The 17751-nt window shown below is 75.0% G+C and carries 11 protein-coding genes; 3 read left to right on the top strand and 8 right to left on the bottom strand.

Going from position 1 to position 17751, the window contains the following annotated elements:
* Positions 1–92: 92 nt before the first annotated feature.
* On the top strand, positions 93–704 hold the full coding sequence (locus tag ACIQCH_RS10410) for an RICIN domain-containing protein (RefSeq protein ID WP_402580045.1): 612 nt from the start codon (positions 93–95) through the stop codon (positions 702–704).
* A 49-nt stretch (positions 705–753) separates the two neighbouring features.
* On the opposite strand, the gene ACIQCH_RS10405 is transcribed toward ACIQCH_RS10410, so the two are convergent.
* Positions 754–1272: a hypothetical protein gene (locus tag ACIQCH_RS10405; protein WP_402580043.1), complete on the bottom strand. Its 519-nt coding sequence runs from the start codon at positions 1270–1272 to the stop codon at positions 754–756.
* 403 nt (positions 1273–1675) lie between these two features.
* On the opposite strand from ACIQCH_RS10405, the gene ACIQCH_RS10400 reads away from it, so the two are divergent.
* Positions 1676–2287, top strand: coding sequence for a potassium channel family protein (locus tag ACIQCH_RS10400; protein ID WP_402580041.1), 612 nt, complete (start codon positions 1676–1678; stop codon positions 2285–2287).
* Between the two features lie 93 nt (positions 2288–2380).
* Positions 2381–3064 (top strand): hypothetical protein, encoded by a 684-nt coding sequence (locus tag ACIQCH_RS10395; protein WP_402580039.1) that lies wholly within the window; start codon positions 2381–2383, stop codon positions 3062–3064.
* Between the two features lie 68 nt (positions 3065–3132).
* Here ACIQCH_RS10395 and ACIQCH_RS10390 read toward each other — a convergent pair whose 3' ends face one another.
* The 7 genes from ACIQCH_RS10390 to ACIQCH_RS10360 all read right to left on the bottom strand — a co-directional run bounded on the left by ACIQCH_RS10390 (position 3133) and on the right by ACIQCH_RS10360 (position 17732).
* Positions 3133–4224 (bottom strand): hypothetical protein, encoded by a 1092-nt coding sequence (locus tag ACIQCH_RS10390; RefSeq protein WP_402580037.1) that lies wholly within the window; start codon positions 4222–4224, stop codon positions 3133–3135.
* A gap of 84 nt (positions 4225–4308) precedes the next feature.
* Positions 4309–5427: a Dyp-type peroxidase gene (locus tag ACIQCH_RS10385; RefSeq protein WP_402580035.1), complete on the bottom strand. Its 1119-nt coding sequence runs from the start codon at positions 5425–5427 to the stop codon at positions 4309–4311.
* A complete protein-coding gene (locus ACIQCH_RS10380) occupies positions 5424–5954 on the bottom strand; it encodes a hypothetical protein (protein WP_402580033.1) in 531 nt (176 codons plus the stop codon). The genes ACIQCH_RS10385 and ACIQCH_RS10380 overlap by 4 nt, the downstream gene beginning before the upstream one ends.
* Positions 5954–13021 carry an RHS repeat-associated core domain-containing protein gene (locus ACIQCH_RS10375; protein WP_402580031.1) on the bottom strand — a complete coding sequence of 2356 codons (7068 nt, stop codon included), beginning with the start codon at positions 13019–13021 and terminating at the stop codon, positions 5954–5956. The genes ACIQCH_RS10380 and ACIQCH_RS10375 overlap by 1 nt, the downstream gene beginning before the upstream one ends.
* 196 nt (positions 13022–13217) lie before the next feature.
* Positions 13218–14645: a rifampin monooxygenase gene (gene rox / locus ACIQCH_RS10370; protein ID WP_402580029.1), complete on the bottom strand. Its 1428-nt coding sequence runs from the start codon at positions 14643–14645 to the stop codon at positions 13218–13220.
* Between the two features lie 201 nt (positions 14646–14846).
* The gene (locus tag ACIQCH_RS10365; protein WP_402580027.1) at positions 14847–15932 is read right to left on the bottom strand and encodes a hypothetical protein; all 1086 of its coding nucleotides are present in this window, start codon (positions 15930–15932) and stop codon (positions 14847–14849) included.
* A gap of 231 nt (positions 15933–16163) precedes the next feature.
* Positions 16164–17732, bottom strand: a complete 1569-nt coding sequence (locus ACIQCH_RS10360) for an SDR family oxidoreductase (RefSeq protein ID WP_402580025.1) — start codon at positions 17730–17732, stop codon at positions 16164–16166.
* Positions 17733–17751 lie beyond the last annotated feature (19 nt).

The following is a 17751-nucleotide window of genomic DNA, read 5'->3' as shown; positions in this document are numbered from 1 at the left end:
TGCCGGGCCGGTCCCCGTCCGGCCCGGCACGCGAAAGCAGCTCGTGTGCGCCGCGGTTGACCGCGCGGCGCCCGACCGAAAGGCATCACTCCATGCAGTCCACCGCACGCCCCGCCGCCCGCCGGACCCTCACGGTCCTGGCCGCCACCGCCGCACTCGCCCTGGCCGCGCCCGCCGCCGCGACCGCCGCCGCCGCACCCGCCGCCGGCCCCGCCCCGGCCGCCGCCGCCGTGGCGCAGCCGCGGGCCGCCGGCCTCCAGGCCAACCAGCTGTGGAAGCTGCGCAAGCGGGACAGCCGCTACGAGATCGTCAACGTGCACAGCGACCTGTGCCTGATGGTCAAGGGCGGATCGAGGGACAACGGCGCCGCGGTCGTCCAGAACGAGTGCGGCACCGCGTCGGAGAAGCTGTGGCGCGCCGAGGCCACCGACGGCGGCACGTACATCCAGCTGCGCAACGCCTACTCCGGCAAGTGCCTGGACATCTCCGGCGGCCGGGCCTACAACGGCGCCAAGCTGATCCAGTACGACTGCACGGGCGCGCTGAACCAGAAGTGGTGGGACACCGACGGCATCAACGGCGACCCCGGTTTCTGGATCAGCGGCACCACCCCGTCCGGCGCCCCCACCTGGATGTGCATGGACAACCCCGGGTGGAGCAGCACGCCCGGCACCCAGGCAGCGATCTGGCAGTGCGTCTCCTGAAGGCCCCGGAGCGCCGGGCCGTGTCCACCGCCGGGGTCGCGGGCCCGGGTCAGTTCCAGAGGTCGTACGTCACCTCGTGCGGCAGGGGTGCGGGTGCGGTGTCGGTGTAGACGATCCTGAGCTTCGTGAAGTGCGGGGTGCCGGGCTGGGACGGCCAAGGCCGGGGGACGCTCAGCGTCACGGTGACCGGATATGCACGGAACTTGCCGGCCGCGCAGTACGGCACGCAGTCGTTCACCATGTCCGTGCCCGTGGCCGTGGCGGTCTGCCGGCCCCAGCCGGTCCAGTGGAGGTCGGTCAGGCGGTTGTTGCCGTCGCCGCAGGCGAGGAGGAAGTCCGCGGGCCGCACCTGGGGCTTGGCGAAGCAGTCGACGACCACCACGGTGCCCGCCGGTGTCGCGCTGGGCGACGCGGTCACGCGCGGCGGCGGGGCGGACGCGGCGCCGGGTGCGGACGCGGCCAGCGGCAGGGCGAGCGCGGCGGCGGTGCCGAGCACGGCTGCCGGCATGAGGCGCGGGCGTCGTCGACGGCGACCGGCCGTGGGCGGACGGGCCTGTGCAGCGTCCATGGGCTCTCCTCACCTCGCCCGGGCCTGCGCGACGGCGGTCGGCCGCCCCGCCCTTCGACGCTAGCAGCACGCCCGGCACCCCGCCGCTCGGCCCAGGGCCGGGCGGCGGGGTGTCGTGCGTACGCCCCCCGGGGCGGCCGGGACGCCGGTGGACCGGCCGCCGGGGCCGGGACAGGCGCAGCCGCAGCCGCCTGCGCTTCACCCGAACGACCCGGTGCGATCGCGGGGGGCCGGGGTGGAGGTCATGATCGGGAGGTCGTTCCTGTGGTTGCCGTACCCCCCCGCGCGGAAGGACACCGGTGAGCGCCCACCCCCTCGCGAGCCCGGCCCCCGGACCGCCTTCAGCCGCCCCGCACGCGGTGCCGGCCGGACGCGTCCGGCGTTGCGCGCAGGACGGCGCGCCATGACGAGACGGCGCTGGACGCACCGCCGGCCGACGGCCGCCGCCGTGGCCGCGGTGATGATCATCGTGTACTTCCTGCTGCCCATCGACGCGCTGGGGCCGCACCGGGCCGGGGTGAGCTGGACCGTCCTCGTGGCGACGCTCACGGCCGTGGCCGCCCTGCTGCTGCGGCAGATCCGCAACGTGGTGACCGAACGGCCGGGCACCCGGCCGGGCATCTTCATCGCGCTGCTGATCCTCCTGACCGTCCTCGTCTTCGCCGCGGCGTACCACGCCCTCGCGCAGCACCCCGGCGAGTTCAACTCGCTCTCGACGCGGCTGGACGCCCTCTACTTCACCGTCGTCACGCTCGCCACGGTCGGGTACGGGGACATCGTGCCCACCGGGCAGACCGCCCGCGGTCTGACGCTCGTCCAGATCCTCTACAGCTTCGTGTTCCTGACGGCGGCCGCCTCGGCGATGAGCCAGCGGCTGCACAAGCAGTTGCTGCGGCGGCCGCAGCGCGAGGGCGGTGCCGCGGACGAGACGCTGCCCGACGGACCGGAGGGCGACCCCGGCGACGGTCCGGGCGACGACCCCGGCGAGGCGGCCGGCGGGAACGGGGGGCGGTAGCGGGGCGCCGTCGCGGTGGCGGCGACCGGTTGTCAGTGGGGGGCGCGAGGATGTGTCCGTACCGCTGAACCGGCACGATCCAGGGGGGATCCCATGCCCGCATCCACCACCGCGCCCGTCGACCTGCCCACCGGCTGGTGCGCCACCGACCTGGGTCCCTACCGGCCGTGCGGATCCACCTACGAGGTCTACTCGTCGGAAGGCCTGCCCGTCCTGGACCCCGCCCTTCTCGACGGCGGCTTCGGGTGGCTCGGCGGGCCGGGCGACCGGGCTTCGGGGCACGCCGCGCACCTGGCGGCGCTGGAGGCGGAGTTGGCGCCCCTGGGACTGCGCCTGCCCGCGGACTTCCGCACGTTCTACGGCAGCGCGCGCCTGTGCGGCGCGTTCGACGAGGTGTCGGTGACGGCCTGCTGGAGCGACCTGTCCCGGCCGCTGCGCAGCCCGGTGGAGGACGGGGCCCGGCTCGTGCGGTTCCTGCGGGACCAGCAGGACTGCGTCCTGTGGTACCTGTACCTGCGCCCGTCCGGGGAGGCGTTCGTGGTCTGCTCGCCGGCGGACTTCGCGTACGCGGAGGGGCTCGACGGCGAGCGGGCGGCCGCCTTCCGGGACGCGGCGGCGGGTTCGCTGCTCCGGTGCGCCGGGACGTTCCAGGAGTTCGCCTGCCGGTTCGTCGTGGAGAACGAGCTGTGGTCGTACCTGCACGAGAGCGACGCCGACGGCCCGCTCGCCCCGTACCTGCGCGACTACCTGGACCGGTACGCGGCCACGGCCTCCTGACGCGGGACCGGGGGCCGCGGATCGGCGGGGCGGCGGCCGGGGGACGCCGGCCGGCCGCGGAGCGGGGGTCAGTGGCCGGTGGTCGACCAGTGGGTGGCGTCGTCGGACGGCCTGGGCGAGTAGTGGATCACGCCGTAGGTGCGCCCCACCGCGATGAGCTTGGTGTTCAGACCGGAGTGCGGCGTGGTGGCGATGGTGACCCGGCGACCGGAGTGGTCGGTCACGGTGATGCTGCGCGCCGACCAGGTGGTGCTCATGTCGATCGCGAGCCCGCGTACGTGGAGGCTGGTCAGGGAGGGTGCCACCTTCAGGCCCGTGATCTTGAAGGCCTTGACCATCGCGGTGGCGGCGGCGAGGGACGCGGCCTTGTCGTACGTGCCGTTCGCGTCGGTGTGCTGCCAGCAGATGTCGACCCCGGCCTGCCCCTTGGCGGGCTTGAACGCCGGCACCTTGTCCGCGGAGATCTGCTTCTTCCAGATCAGCCAGGCGTAGTGCATCATGTACGCCCGCTGCACCGGGCGGCGGGTGGCCTCCGGAGTGACCGAGATGCCGCCGCCGCGCATGGCCCGGACGAACGCGTCGACGTCACCGCGGAACCCGTCCGCCAGGTCGGCCGTACTGGTCCGGGTCGGGAACCGGGCCACCCAGGGGGACCCGCTGAGCGCCTTGGCGGTACAGGTGCGGACGTAGCCGAGCGTGCCCGAGCTGTCGTGGCAGGTGGCGCCCGACCGGACCGTGACCGTCCACGCGATGGTGTAGCTCTTGGGCGCCAGGAACGGGCTCGGCTTGGTGTACTCGTGCTTCACCGGTGCCAGGGTGCTTCCGTTCGGTCCCCCGTTGAAGTCGAAGGACGTGGTGGCCCCGTCGCCCCAGGTGGCCTTGAAGGAGAAGGTGCAGGCGCTGGTGTCGCCGTTGCTGGTCATCTTGAACGCCACGTTCGGGTCGGAACTGGCGCAGTTCGGGATCGACTTCTTGAAGCAGGGTGTATCGGCCGCGGAGAGGTCGCTGCCGCCGTCGGCGAGCACGACCGTCGCGGACGTGGCCGCCGGACGGGTGTCGGCCGAGGCGGTCCCGGCGGCGACGGCCAGGACGGCGACCGCGAGGGCCGCGGCCCAACGCCGCCGGCGGACCGCCGGCCTCTTCGGATGTGCGCGACGCACGGTCGGACGAGATGACAAGGGAATCTCCCCCCAGTGGTGGTGATGCGGGTGGTCCGGCCCGTGAGGTCGGGGCGGTCCGTCGGCTCAGGCGAAGGCCCGGAGCCAGGTGTCGCCGGGCGGGGGTACGAAGAAGTAGCCGCCGCCGACGGTCAGGAGGTACGTGGCCATGGCCTCGCCCGCGAGGCGGTGCTGGACGGCCTCGAAGCCGGTGACCGGGTCGCGCTGGAAGCAGGAGAAGAGCAGGCCCTCGGGGTGGCTGTAGCTGCGCCGGACCAGGGGCGGCGGACGGCGGCGGTCCGGAGCGGCCCGGCGGACGTGGGAGTCGAGCGGCGTGCGGCGTCCCGCCGGGTCGGCGGCGAAGTCGGGGCGTTCGGTGGCGGGGGTTCCGTCCAGCCACCGGCCGTCACGGCGGCGGCCGATGACCCGCTCCTGTGCGGCGAGGCTGTCGCGGTCCCACAGCTCGGCGGCGATCTGCACCAGGCGCACGACCTGGTAGCTGCCGCCGGCCGCCCACTCCGGTTCGCCGTCGCCCGGGCGGACGAGGGTGCGCTCGGCGGTGGCCCGTTCGCCGTCGGGGTTGCCGAAGCCCTCGGTGAAGTGGAAGGGGTTGCGGGCCAGGCCGCGGCCGTCGACGACCCGGCTGTCGGGCCGGTGGCCGGCGGCCCGCCAGCGCGGGCGCCAGCCGGGCAGTGCCGCCAGCACCCGGGCGGCCCGCTCCCGGGCCTGGGCGGGGTCGCGCCCGCCCAGCTGCACGAGCACCTGGCCGTGGGTGCGGGCCGGGTCGAGGAGGTCGCCCGGGAAGGCCGGCATGTCACGCAGTCGGCGGGGCCGCACCTCCGTACCGCCGCCCGCTCCCGTGCCGCCGCTCCCTCCCGTGCCGCTCCCCCGCCCGTCCCCGCCGGCGGCAGCCGGGCCGAACGCGGCCGCGCCGAGGGCGATACCGCCCCCGTCCGGCTCGGCCGCGCCGACCGCCGCCGCGAGGGCGGCCAGTTCCGCGCGGCCGGGCGGCCGGCCGTGGACGGTGTCCAGGGCGACCAGCTCGGCCGCCACCGGGGGCTCGGCGCCCCGCAGTTGGGGCGGGAGCGCCACGGTGGCGGCGCTCCCCGCGGCCGGTGCGCAGCCGGCGGCACCGAGGGCCGCACCCGCCGCGCCACCGGCCGTGGCCAGGGCCGGCAGGCCGGCGAGCACGGTGCGCCGCCTCATCCGCGGGCCCCCTCGCCGGTGGGCCGCCGCACGAGCGACACCGACCACACGTCCCCGGGCCCCACGCCGTCGCCCTCGTGGGCGTCGGCGCCGAGGGCCGTCACCAGGGCGCCCGTGGCGGGGACCCGCCACCGGGTGAACGGCGCCGCGGAGGGGTCGTCCAGCGGGACGATCCGCACGCCCTCCGCCGCGAGCGCACCGGTCAGCTCCGCGAGCGGGGTACGGGGGGCGAACCTCCCGTACGCCCGGGCCAGCGGGGCCGGTACGAGCGGTCCGGTCGCCCCCTCGGCGGCGTGCGCGAGCCGGTGCACCTGGACCGAGGCGGCCAGGCACCGCCACCGGCCGTGGCCCTCCTCGGCGAACGACAGCTCCACCAGCCCGTGGTCGCGCCGCATCCGCCCGCGCCGGACGTCCTCGAGGTGGTCCGCGCCGAGCGCGGCCGCCCAGGCGTCGGGGCCGGCGTCGGGCCCGACATCGAGGATGCGGCCGTCCCGGCAGACGTCCCGCAGGAAGTCGAGCCCGGTCATCACATCCTCCCCAGGGCCTTGATGAGGAAGTTCATCTCCGCCGCCCGGCCGATCGCGTTCGCTCCCCAGTCACCCATCGCCATGCTGTTGCGCGCGGACGTCGCCTTGCTGATCAGGTCCGTGCGCAGGCGGACGTCGGTGCGCAGGGCGTCCAGGACGGCCTGGACCTGCTTGGGGCTCGCGGTCCCGTTGCTGAGGCGGATGGCCTCGGCGCCGATCCCTCCCGCGTGGTTGGGGAAGACGCGGACCTCGGCGCCGCCGACGTGCAGGTGCGCGCCCTTGTTGGCCCAGTCCTGGGCCGCGACCGAGGCCCGGATGGGTCCGCAACCGCTGTTGTGCACCAGGACCGGGGTGCCGCCGGCCAGCACGTGGTAGGTGTGCGGGCCGGTCACGGTCAGGTTGAACACGGTCGCCGGCCGCTCCTCGGCACGGACCGCGGCCACCCGGGCCTCGGTGCCCCCGGCGGTGCGCAGCAGGTCGCCGGGGCGCAGGTCCTCGGCGTCGGCCCAGACCCGGTACTCCGGGAGCCAGAAGGGATGTTCGGCGGTGGCGGTGACGGTGGCTCCGGTGCCGTCGGCGGCCCGGACGGAGACGTGCACGAGGTGTTTGTCGCCGGTGCCGCGGATGAGGGTGGTGACCTCGGCGGCGCCGGCGGCGCCGGTCTCGGGGTCGGCCGCGTACACGCGGTCGCCGGTGCGGACCCGTTCGATCGGCTCGGTGGTGCCGTCGGCCATCAGGACGGGCGTGCCCGCGGTGAAGCTGTTGGGTGCGCGGCACACCTCGGCGGCCCGCTTGAGCCACTTGGAGCCGGACAGCAGCGGTCCGAGCATGCCCATGGCGCAGCCGGTGAGGGCGGAGGTCCCGACCTGGCCCCAGTCGACCTTGCGGCCGGACAGGCGCTGGACGCCGTAGTCCACGGCGGCGTCGACGGCGGCTCCGACGAGGCAGCCGGCGAGCAGCGGGAAGTTGCCGGAGGGGTCGGTGTAGGTGGTCGGCGAGGACAGCGCGTACTGGTAGAGGTTGCTGCCGCCTTCGTGTCCGGCGGGGTCCTGGGAGAGGAACCGGCCGGTCTGCGGGTCGTAGTAGCGGGCCCGGTAGTACATGAGCCCGGTGCCGTCGGCCTCGCGGCCCGTGAAGGTGTACGGGTTGGTGGTGGCCGCGCCGCTGCGGGTGACGGTGCCGCCCGGGTCGTAGGTGTAGCGGGTGGTGACCTTGCCCGCGGCGTCGGCCAGGCCGACGACGGATCCGAGGGCGTCGGTCAGGTAGACCTGGGTCCTGCCGCCGGCGGTGCGGGTGCGGAACTCGTCGACACCGCTGGTGGCGACGGTCGCGGCGGTGCCGCCCGAACCGGTCTGCTCGACCAGCGGGTTGCTGCCGTCGGTGAGGAACTTCCGCTCGGTGCCGCCGATGTCGGCGGCGACGCGGTCGCCGAGGGGGCCGTAGTCGAAGGTGGACTTCTTGCCGCCCTTGGTCAGGCCGGTCAGCTGGTCGCGGCCGTTCCACTGGTAGGTGCGCAGTCCGTCGGCGGTGAGACGGCCCTCCTTGTCGTAGGTGAAGGAGCGGCCGGCGAAGGTGGTGAGGCGGTTGGCCTTGTCGAAGGCCGAGCCGGACTCCGCCGCGGGCAGGGCGACGCTCGCCAGGGAGCCGGTGAGCGCGGTCTGGAGGCCGCGGGCGTCGCGGGTGTACTTCAGGTCGCCGACCTGGGCGGTGCCGCGGGTGTAGGCGAGGGTCGCGATCTGGCCGGCCTTGTCGTAGCCGGTGGTGCGGGTGATGCCGCCGGGCAGGGCGGCGGTCTTCTCGCGGCCGGCCTTGTCGAGGGTGAAGGTGATCGGCTCGGTGCCGGTCTTGAGGCCGGTGAGCAGGTCGGAGGTGTCGTAGGTGTACGTCGTGGTGGTGCCGGCGGCCGTCATGCCGGTGCGGCGGTCGGCGGCGTCGTAGGTGTAGGTGACCTTGCCGGTGGGGCCGGTGGTGGCGGTCACCCGGTCGTGGGCGTCGTAGGTGAAGGACTGGGTGCCGGCGGCCGTGTCGGTGATCTTCGACGGGAGGTCGACGGCGTCGTACGTGGTCGTCGTCGTGCCGGCCCCGGCCTCGGTGACCTTGGTGGTGCGGCCCAGGGCGTCGTACTCGGAGGTGGCCTTCTGGCCGAGCCGGTTGACGGCCTCGGTGATCCGCCCGGCCTTGTCGTACACGAAGGAGGCCCTGGCGCCGAGGGGATCGGTGGCCGACGTGGGCCGGTCGGCGGTGTCGTACGCCCAGGTGGTGGTGTTCCCGCGGGCGTCGGTGAGGGCGGTGGTGTTGCCGTTCTTGTCGTAGGTGAAGGAGGTGCGGGAGCCGAGCGGGTCGGTGACCGAGGTGGTCTGGTTGAGCCTGTCGTAGGCCACGCGGGTGCGGGAGCCGGCCGCGTCGGTGAGCAGGACGGGGCGGCCGGCGGCGTCGCGGTACTGGGTGCTGGTGGCGCCGGCGGCGTCGGTGACCGCGCTCAGTTCGCCGTCCCGGTAGGTGAAGCGGGTGACGGTCCCGGACGGGTCCTTCACGGTCTCCACCTGGCCGGTGGGCAGGTGGGTGAAGACGGTGGCGCGGCCTGCGGCGTCGGTGGACCTGGTGAGGTTGCCGAGGTCGTCGTAGGCCAGGCGGGCGGTGTGGCCGAGGGCGTCGGTCACGGCGGTGGGCAGGTCGTTCGGGCCGTCGAACACGGTCCTGGCGACGGTGCGGGCGTTCGGGGTGCCGGCCAGCTCGGTGGTGGACGTGATGTTGTCGTGGGCGTCGTAGGTGAACGCGGTGCGCCGGCCGAAGGGGTCGGTGACGGCGTCGACGCGGTGGTGGTCGCCGCGGGTGAGGACGGTGCGGCGGGCGAGCGCGGTGCCGTACGCGAGGGTGTCGGCGACGGCGTACCCGGAGTCGTCGAACTCGACGCGGCGGACGGTGCCGTCGGGCTGCTTGGCGCGGGTGTCGACGATGCGGCCGGCGGCGTTCTTGCGGTACGTGAAGCCGTAGGCGGCGCCCTCGGTGAGGGTCTGCCGGGTGACCCGGCCCTCGGCGTCGTAGGTGTTCTTCAGGTAGGTGATGCCGCGGGCGTCGGTGGCCTGGGTGATGCGGTTGGTGGTGCCGTCGTAGGTGTAGGTGGACGTCCTGCCCGCCGGGTCGGTGACGGTGGCGAGGCGGCCGACCGGGTCGTAGGTGTACGTGACCTTGCGGCCGGCGTTGTCGCGGGCGCCGGTGACGCGGCCCTCGGCGTCGTGGGTGAACTTGATCCAGCGGCCGCCGGGGATGTCGACGCGGACGACCGGGCCCTTGGAGCCGCTGTCCATGCGGGTCAGGACGGTCTTGTTGCCGAACCGGTCGCGGATCTCCTTGAGGGGCGAGTACCAGGGGAAGACCCAGGTGCTGCCGTCGGGGAACTTCAGGTCCCAGGTGCCGGTCTGGACGATCTTCGTGCCGCGGAACGCGGCCGGCGAGTCGAGGGGTTCGAAGACGGCGTCGCTGTAGGAGGTGCCGGGCGAGGTGCGCACGAAGTGCACCTTGGAGCCGCCGGGCAGGTAGAGGTCGACCTCCTGGTACTGCTTCTCGGAGTGGAGGAAGACGTTGTACGACAGGTCGCGGCCGATGCCGAAGGCGCGCTTGCGGGTGTCGCCCTGCCAGTAGGTGCGGGACACCTCGGCGGTGCCGAGGTCACCGGAGACGGCGAGGTCGGTGCGGGCGTCGGTGAGCAGTCCGGTGGCGAGGTCGACGGGGTCGCCGGAGAGCCAGTCGACGGCGTCCTTGATGCGTGAGGTGTCGAACGGCATCAGGTCGCCGGTGTTGAACATGGCGCCGTGGAACGACCACACGCGGGTCTTGGGGTCGGGGACGACCTGCTTGGCGTCGGCGGAGACGCGGCCGTAGCCGTAGACGTGCCAGCCCTTGCCCTTGGGGTCGTAGTCCATGAACTCCACGCGGGTGCCGGCGGGTTCGTGGGTGTAGTTCGGGTAGACGATCTGCGCGCCCTTGGGGAACACGTACGTCCCGCCGGGCTGGACGGTGAAGTAGACGGGGACCACGCCGCGGCGGGGCAGCGGGAACGGGGCCCGGTCCAGCGGGATGGCGGTGATGCCGAGCTCGGTGACGACGCGGCCGTTCTCGTCGCGGACCACCGAGCCCTTGGGGATGCGCACTTCGAGGCCGGGGATGCGCGGGGTGGTGAGCACCACGTCGCGGGTGGCCGGGGCCGCGAAGCGGGTGGTGTGGGCGGTGTCGAGGGCGGTCATCCACACCGGGAAGCCGAGGTCGGTGCGCTGTCCGGCGCGCGGGTGCACGCGGATGTCGTAGCGGCCGTAGTGGCGGGCGCCGGTGTTCGCGGTGGCGCCGTCGACGGTGACGGTGGTGGTGTGCGGGTCGATGCCGGCGAGCAGGAACCGGCCCTGGGCGTCGGTGCGGGAGGTCTTGCCGTCGGCCCGGACGGTGACGCGGGGCAGCGGGTGGCCGTCGAGCGTCAGGACGAGTCCGGTCAGGGCGGTGGTGCCGGCCGGGGCCGGCAGCGGGCTCGGGGCGTGCGGCGCGGGGCCGCGGCGGGTGGTCCAGTCGCGGCCCGCGAGCTGGTCCTTGCCCGGGCGCCAGACGTCGGGGCCGGCGGGCTCGGCGGCGCGGGGCGCGGCCGGGGCGGGGGCCGCGGCCGGGGCGGCCTTGCCAGGCGCGGGGTGCACGGCGGCCGCCGGGGTGGTGCTCAGGCCGAGGGTGAAGGTGCCGGTGCGGCCGTCGTAGGGCGCGGCCGTGAGGACGTACCGGCCGGTAGCGGGCAGCTCGGGCAGGGTGGAGGAGGTGGCGGTGTCGGAGACGTACCGCTCGTCGAGGAGCCAGCGGCCGTCCGGGCCCCAGACGGACAGGTACCAGTAGTACGGAGAGGCGCCGATGTCGAGGGTGAGGCGCTGTCCGGCGGTGCCGTCGAAGGTGTAGCGGGCGTTCTGGCCGACGGCGGCGACGGCGGCGCTCTTGCGGGCGCCGCCGACGGTGAGGGTGCCGCCGAGGGCGTCGGGGCGCAGGACGGCGGTGGTGCTGCCGGACAGGGCGTCCTCGGGCTGGACGGTGACCTCGGCCGTGCCGGCGGCCATCGGGGCGCGCAGGTTGACCTCGGACTCGTTGTTCGTGGTCGCGACGTACGTGTCGGTGGTGGCGCCGGGGGGCCGGAAGGAGATCCGGGAGTAGCCGGTGCCGGGGGCGCCCAGGCGTACCGAGGCGCCGTCGCCGGCCCGGGCCTTGACGGTGAAGACGAGCGGCTGGCCGGGGCGGGTGGTGGTGCCGGTCCTGACCGTGTCGGCGACGAGCGGTCCGATCCGGGCGGGCTCGCTCAGCCACAGGGTGAGGGAGCCGGTGGCGCCCTGGTACGGGGTCGCGGTCAGCTTGTAGGTGCCGCCCGGGGTGAGGCGACCGAGGTGGAACACGTCGCCGCCGTTGGCGCCGATGGTGCCGAGGTAGCGTCCGCTGGGGTACTCCGGGCCGAAGAGGGTGAACTCGACCGACTGGGGCACGGTGCTGCCGGTGGCGGCGAAGCTGAGCGGGGCGGTGCCGGCGGTGAAGGTGGCGCTCAGGTGCTGGCCGACCCGGCCGATGCTCTTGGTGAGCGCGGCGGCGCCGGGCTTGAGCGTGGTGGTCAGGTCGGAGGACAGGGTGAGCCCCACGGTGCCGGTGACCGCGCCGGTGGGCACGACGGTGACGGTGTGCGTGCCGGTCTCGCGCAGGTCGCGCAGGGTCAGGCCCTCGTTGCGCCCGCTGTAGACGTACGTGTCGCGGACGACGGAGGCGCCGGAGGGGGCGATCACGGAGACCTTGACCGTCTCGGAGAGGCTGTTGGCCACGCCGAGGCTGAGGCTGGTGCCGGCGGCGGCGACGAAGGAGCCGCGGGCCTCCTGGCCCGGCCGGGTGAGCGTCACGGTGGTGGGCGCGCCGGTGGTGGTGAGCTTCGGGGCGGTCACGGGGCGCGAGAGGGTCACGCGGGCCTGCCCGGTGTCCCGGCTGCCGGGGGCGAGGAGCAGGCTGTAGCGGCCGGTGAGGGGGAGGTCGGAGGCCGAGAAGCGGGGCGCGGTGCCGTAGAGGAACGCGGTGTAGCCGACCTGGTTGCCGTTGGGGTCGCGCAGTTCGGCGTTGACCGTGGAGCGGAAGGTGGACTCGGTCAGGCCGAATGAGGCGCTGTCGCCGGTCTTGGCGTCGAAGCGGACCTCGGTGAGGTTGCCGCCGTTGACGACCTTGACCAGGGGCGGAGTGGTGTCCGTGAAGGACGTCGTGGTGCTGGACTCGACCTCGCCGCTGCCGGTGTACGGGACGTTGAAGGGGTTGGCGGAGCCGGCCCGGCCGTCGGGGGTGGTGACCTGCACGAGGCCGGTGGTGGCGCCGGGCGGGACCTTCACCGTGAGGGTGGTGGCGGTGCGGCCGGTGACCTGGGCGAGCCGGCCGTTGAAGCGGACCACGTTGTCGGAGGTCACGGTCGAGAACCCGGAGCCGCGCAGGACGACCGCGGAGCCGGGGTATCCGGCCGGCGGCTCGACGGCCTTGAGGACGGGGCCCTTTCCGGCGGGGGCGAACGTCTCGGGGGCCGTGGCGGTGCGGCTGCCGACGGTGACGGCGACCTTGCCGCCGCCCGCGCCGGTGGGGACCTTCACGACCAGGCGGGTGCGGGTGGCGCCGGTGACGGTGGCGGCCTTGCCGCCGAGGGTGACCTTGTTCGAGGCGGCGGTGGTGGAGAAGCCGGTGCCGGAGAGCGTGACGCGGGCGCCGGCGGCGGCCCGCGGGGGCACGAGGGAGAGCACCGACAGGGTGCTGGAGCGGTAGCGGTCGACGGCGAGGCGGTTGCCGGCGGCGTCGTAGCGGTAGCGGGCGGTCTCACCGGCGGGGTCGGTGACGCCGACCAGGCGGCCGGTCGCGTCGTACGCGTAGACGGCGTTGTTCGTGGCGGTCGCGCCCGTGTCGGGGGCGGCCGGGCCCTGCGCGGGCGGTGGGGAGTGGCGCGGTGGGGCGGCGGGTTCCGCCGCCGGTCTCGGGGTGGGCCGGTCGGTGGCCGCCCGGGCGGAGACCGTTCCCCCCAGCAGCGCGAGTCCCAATAAGCCCACCACGAATGCGCGGGCACGCGTGCCTGACCTGACGTCCATCGACGCCCCTCCCCCGGAAGTGCTCGGCCCGCACCCCCGTGCGGGACCGCCAGGCTAGGCTCAACTCCCCCTCCACGTCCGGAATTTGTGTGAATTCCGTGAGGAGGACGTGAAGGGGGAGGTGAGGGCGGGTGGGGGCCCTGCCGGGTCAGTCGGTGGCGGCGCCGAACCACTGGGGCAGGTGGGCGAGCAGGTCGTCCTGGTCGTCGCCGGCCCACGCCACGTGGCCGTCCGGCCGGAGCAGTACGGCCGGAGCGTCCAGCTCGTCGCTGACGTCGACGACGTGGTCGACCCGGTCCGCCCAGCCGTCCACCGACAGGCGGCCGGTCTGGTCGAGGAGCAGCCCGCGGCCGCCGTGCAGCAGCGCGTACAGGCGGCCGCGCTTGAGGCCGACGTCCCGCAGCCGCCGGCCGAGCAGGTCGTGGCCCTCGCCGAGGTCGTAGCGGACGCCCGTCGCGGTGATCATCTCCGTGACGTAGCGGTTGACCTCCTCGAAGTCCATCAGCCGGGCGAGCAGCTCCCGGAGCGCGGTCGCCCCCGGGTCGGTGCCCAGCAGCGTGATCTGCGCGCGGGTGTTCTCCAGGACGCGGGCGCCGACCGGGTGCCGTTCGGCGTGGTAGCTGTCGAGCAGCCCGTCGGGAGCCCAGCCGGCCACCTCCGCGGCGAGCTTCCAGCCGAGGTTGAAGGCGTCCTGAACCCCCAGGTTGAGACCCTGCCCGCCGGTCGGCGGGTGGATGTGCGCCGCGTCGCCGACGAGCAGCACCCGGCCGACGCGGTAGCGCTCGGCCTGCCGGGTCGCGTCGCCGAACCGGGACAGCCAGCGGGGCGAGTGCATCCCGAAGTCGGTGCCGGCGACGGCGCGCAGCTGCCGGCGGAACTCCTCGGGGGTCGGCGCGGCGGTCCGGTCCTCGCGGACCCCGTCGGCGGGTACGACGACCCGGTACGTCCCGTCCCCGAGCGGGGTGGCTCCGAAACGCGGCTGGGTCCTGTTGACCTCCGCGACGACGGCTGCGATCGTCGCCGGGTCCTCGCCCAGCCCCGTCTCGCCGAGCATCGTCTCGACCCGCGCGGGCTCGCCCGGGAAGGCGACGCCGATCGCCCTGCGCACCGTACTGCGGCCGCCGTCGCACCCGACGACGTAGCGCGAGCGCAGCCGCGTGCCGTCCGTCAGCTCGACGGTCACCCCGTCCCCGTCCTGCTCCAGCCCGGACACCTCGTGGCCGCGCCGGAGGTCGGCGCCGAGTTCGCGGGCGCGCTCCTCCAGCAGCCGCTCGGTGACGGGCTGCTGGATCGCGAGGCCGTACGGGTGGGCCGTGTCCAGACTCTCCGGCCACGGCTTGGCGATACCCCCGAAGAGGCCGCCGACCTGGAACGTGCCGCTGACCTCGCGGAACCGTTCCAGCAGGCCGCGCTGGTCCATGATCTCGACGCTGCGCGCGTGCAGGCCCTGGCCCCGGGGCTGCCCGGTCCGCTCCGTCAGCTTCTCCAGCACGACCACGGCCACGTCGTGCAGCCGCAGCTCGGCCGCCAGCATCAGGCCGGTCGGACCGCCACCTACGACGATCACGTCGATCATCGGATTCCCCCATTCGACGAATTCAGCTCTGGCGGAGGCCCGCCTTCCCCGCAGGACCGCGGTTTCCGCAGGTGGTGGGCCTCGCCGGGAGATTCTGGACCATGATCGGGGCCTTGCCGCAAGCCCCCCGGTGCGCTATATCTTGATCATGGCGGGGACGGGACGAACTCCTCGCCTCCGCTGTTCCCGTCAGCGGTTCCGTCAGCGCCCGGAGCGCCGGTGCCGGCGGAGGTACCAGACGGCGCCGACGGCCAGCGAGAGGCCCGTGACCGACACCGCGAGGACGGGCCAGCGCGAGTCCCTCAGGTCGGCGACGACGACCAGGGCGAGCGCCCCGAGGGGCAACAGGAGCGAGGCGGCGGCGCGCACGACCGCCGCGATCATCCCGGGGTCCGAGGCGACGGCGTGCAGGTCGCCGACGGCCTCCGGTACCGACCAGGTCCCGCCCGCCGCCTCCGACCGGTAGAAGTCGACGGTGCGCTCCGCCAGTTGGCCCGTCGAGCGGTGGTAGGAGAACCCCAGGTACGGCAGCCACACCAGCGGGGCGACGAACCCCACGACGACCACCGCGATCACCAACGCCCAGCGGGCCACCTTCACCGGCGTCCGGGTCGGTTTCCCGCTCGGGCCGAGCAGTCCGAGCAGGTACGCCATGCGGCGGACCGTGGTCCACAGCGCGGCGGCCCCGGACGGCCGCCGGTCCGCGGAGCGGCCGCCGGCGGCGTCCGTGCGGGCCGCCATCGCGCCGAGCGCCGCACGGGCGGCGGGGACGTCCGGGTGGGCGCCCTGGATCACCAGCAGCTCGGCCGTGCGGTCGGGGGACGCCGCGTCGCGGCCGGCCACCGCGGCGATCTCCAGGGCCATGCGCAGCTGCGCCAGCAGGGCGGCGCAGAACGCGAACGGGATGAGCAGCATGAACGGTCCGCCCACGAAGGCGCCCTCGGTCACCACCACGCGCCGGCCGCGGCCGATCACCAGGTTGCGGAGCTGGTCGGGGTCCGCGTCCGGGTGCTCGGCGCGGATCTTGGCGACCGTACGGGCGGCGCGGCCGCCGAGCCGGCGGGAGGCGAACGAGGCCAGGATCTCGGGCAGGTGTCCGGGGTCGGCGAGCATCGAGCGCAGCAGCCACCGCGCCAGGCGCTCGTCGCGCTCGCCGGGGCCGGCGGCCGCCGTTGCGCCGGCCGAGCGGCCGGGCCGCGTGTCCGCCCCCTCCGTGTCCGCCCCGTCCGTGACGGCGGGCCGCGCGGTGCCGGGCCCGGGGACACCTCGGGGTGTCTCGGAGGCCATGGCTCCATTGTCCCCGCAGGGGGGACGGGACACCTGCGCCGCGGCAGGCCGGTGAGTGGGGGAGGCTCTTGACGGGGTGGGGCAGGCTGGTCCGGAGGCCGGGGGACCCGCCGCGGCCGCTACGCGGACCGGCGGGCGGCGGCCAGGGCGCGCAGGACGGCGTCCGGGCCATCCTTCCTGGTCACCCCGTACGTGTGCGCGCCGGGGGTGCCCGGGCCGGCCCCCGGACGGTCAGCCGGCCGGCGGCTCCTGCGCGGCGAGCCGTTCCGCGGCCCGGGTGATGTTGCGGGCCATGCCGCCGAACACGACGGCGTGGAACGGGGACACGCTCCACCAGTAGAGGTGGCCCAGCAGCCCGCGGGGGTGGAACAGGGCCCGCTGCCGGTAGCGGGTCCGAACACCGGGCGGGCCCTCGGCGCCGGCAGGGCCGTCCGGGACCGCGTGCGGGTCGACGTACATCTCCAGCCAGGCCAGCCCCGGCAGCCGCATCTCCGCCCGCAGGCGCAGCAGTCGGCCCGGCTCGATCTCCTCCACCCGCCAGAAGTCCAGCGAGTCCCCCACCCGCAGCCGGGCCGCGTCACGACGGCCGCGCCGGATGCCGGCGCCGCCGGCCAGGCGGTCGAGCCAGCCGCGCACCGCCCAGGCCAGCGGGAAGGAGTACCAGCCGTTCTCGCCGCCGACGCCCTCGATGATCCGCCACAGCTCACCCGGACCGGCGGCGGTGTCGCGGGACCGGCGATCGGTGTAGAGGCTGCCGCCCGCCCAGTCCGGGTCGGTGGGCAGCGGGTCGCTCGGGGCGCCCTGGAGCGAGGCGTTGGACCAGCGGGTGGTCACGTTCGCCTCGCGCACGCGTTGGAGGGCCAGCTCCAGGGACCGGTCGAAGCCGACGGGGTGGCCGGGCGGGTCGGGCACGTGCCGGGCGATGTCGTGGTCCCGGCACACGACCTCGTGGCGCAGGGACTCGGCCAGCGGTCGGGCCAGCGCGGGCGGGACGGGTGTGACGAGTCCGATCCAGAGGCTGGACAGGCGTGGAGTGAGCATCGGCACCCGCACGATGAACCGCGGGGGCAGTCCGGCGATCGCCGCGTACCGGTGCATCATCTCCTCGTACGTGAGGACGTCCGGGCCGCCGATGTCGAAGGCGCGGTCGACCTCCGGGGCCATGTCGGCGCTGCCGACCAGGTAGCGCAGGACGTCGCGGACCGCGATCGGCTGCACGCGGGTGCCCAGCCAGCTCGGGGTGACCATGACCGGGAGGCGCTCGGTGAGGTAGCGCAGCATCTCGAAGGAAGCCGAGCCCGAGCCGATGATCACGGCGGCGCGCAGCACGGTGGCGGGGACGGGCCCGCGCAGGAAGATCTCTCCGACCTCGGCACGGGAGCGCAGGTGCGGCGAGAGGTCCCGGGCCGGCTCGCCGCCCGGGACGAGTCCGCCCAGGTACACGATGCGCCGTACGCCGGCGGCGTGCGCCGCGTCGGCGAACGTCCGGGCGGCGGCGCGGTCGCGCTCCTCGAAGTCGGGGCCGGTCGTCAGCGAATGGACCAGGTAGTACGCGACGTCGACGCCGCGCAGCGCGGCGGCGGTGGTGGCGGCGTCGGTGACGTCGCCGCGGACCGCCTCGACGCGGCCGGCCCAGGGGTGGTCGCGCAGCCGTTCGGGCGCCCGGGCCAGGCAGCGGACCCGGTGGCCCGCGTCCAGCAGCTCGGGCACCAGGCGTCCGCCGATGTATCCGGTGGCGCCGGTGACCAGGCAGGTCAGGGGCCCGGGGACGGGCGCGTGCGGCGGGTGGGGGGTGTCCATGGCAGCCTCCGTCTCCGGC

It is taken from the genome of Streptomyces sp. NPDC093225, from assembly GCF_044753805.1.
Lineage (GTDB): Bacteria > Actinomycetota > Actinomycetes > Streptomycetales > Streptomycetaceae > Streptomyces.
The sequence above is the reverse complement of the archived record's forward strand: the minus strand, read 5'-3'. Positions and strand labels throughout refer to the sequence as shown.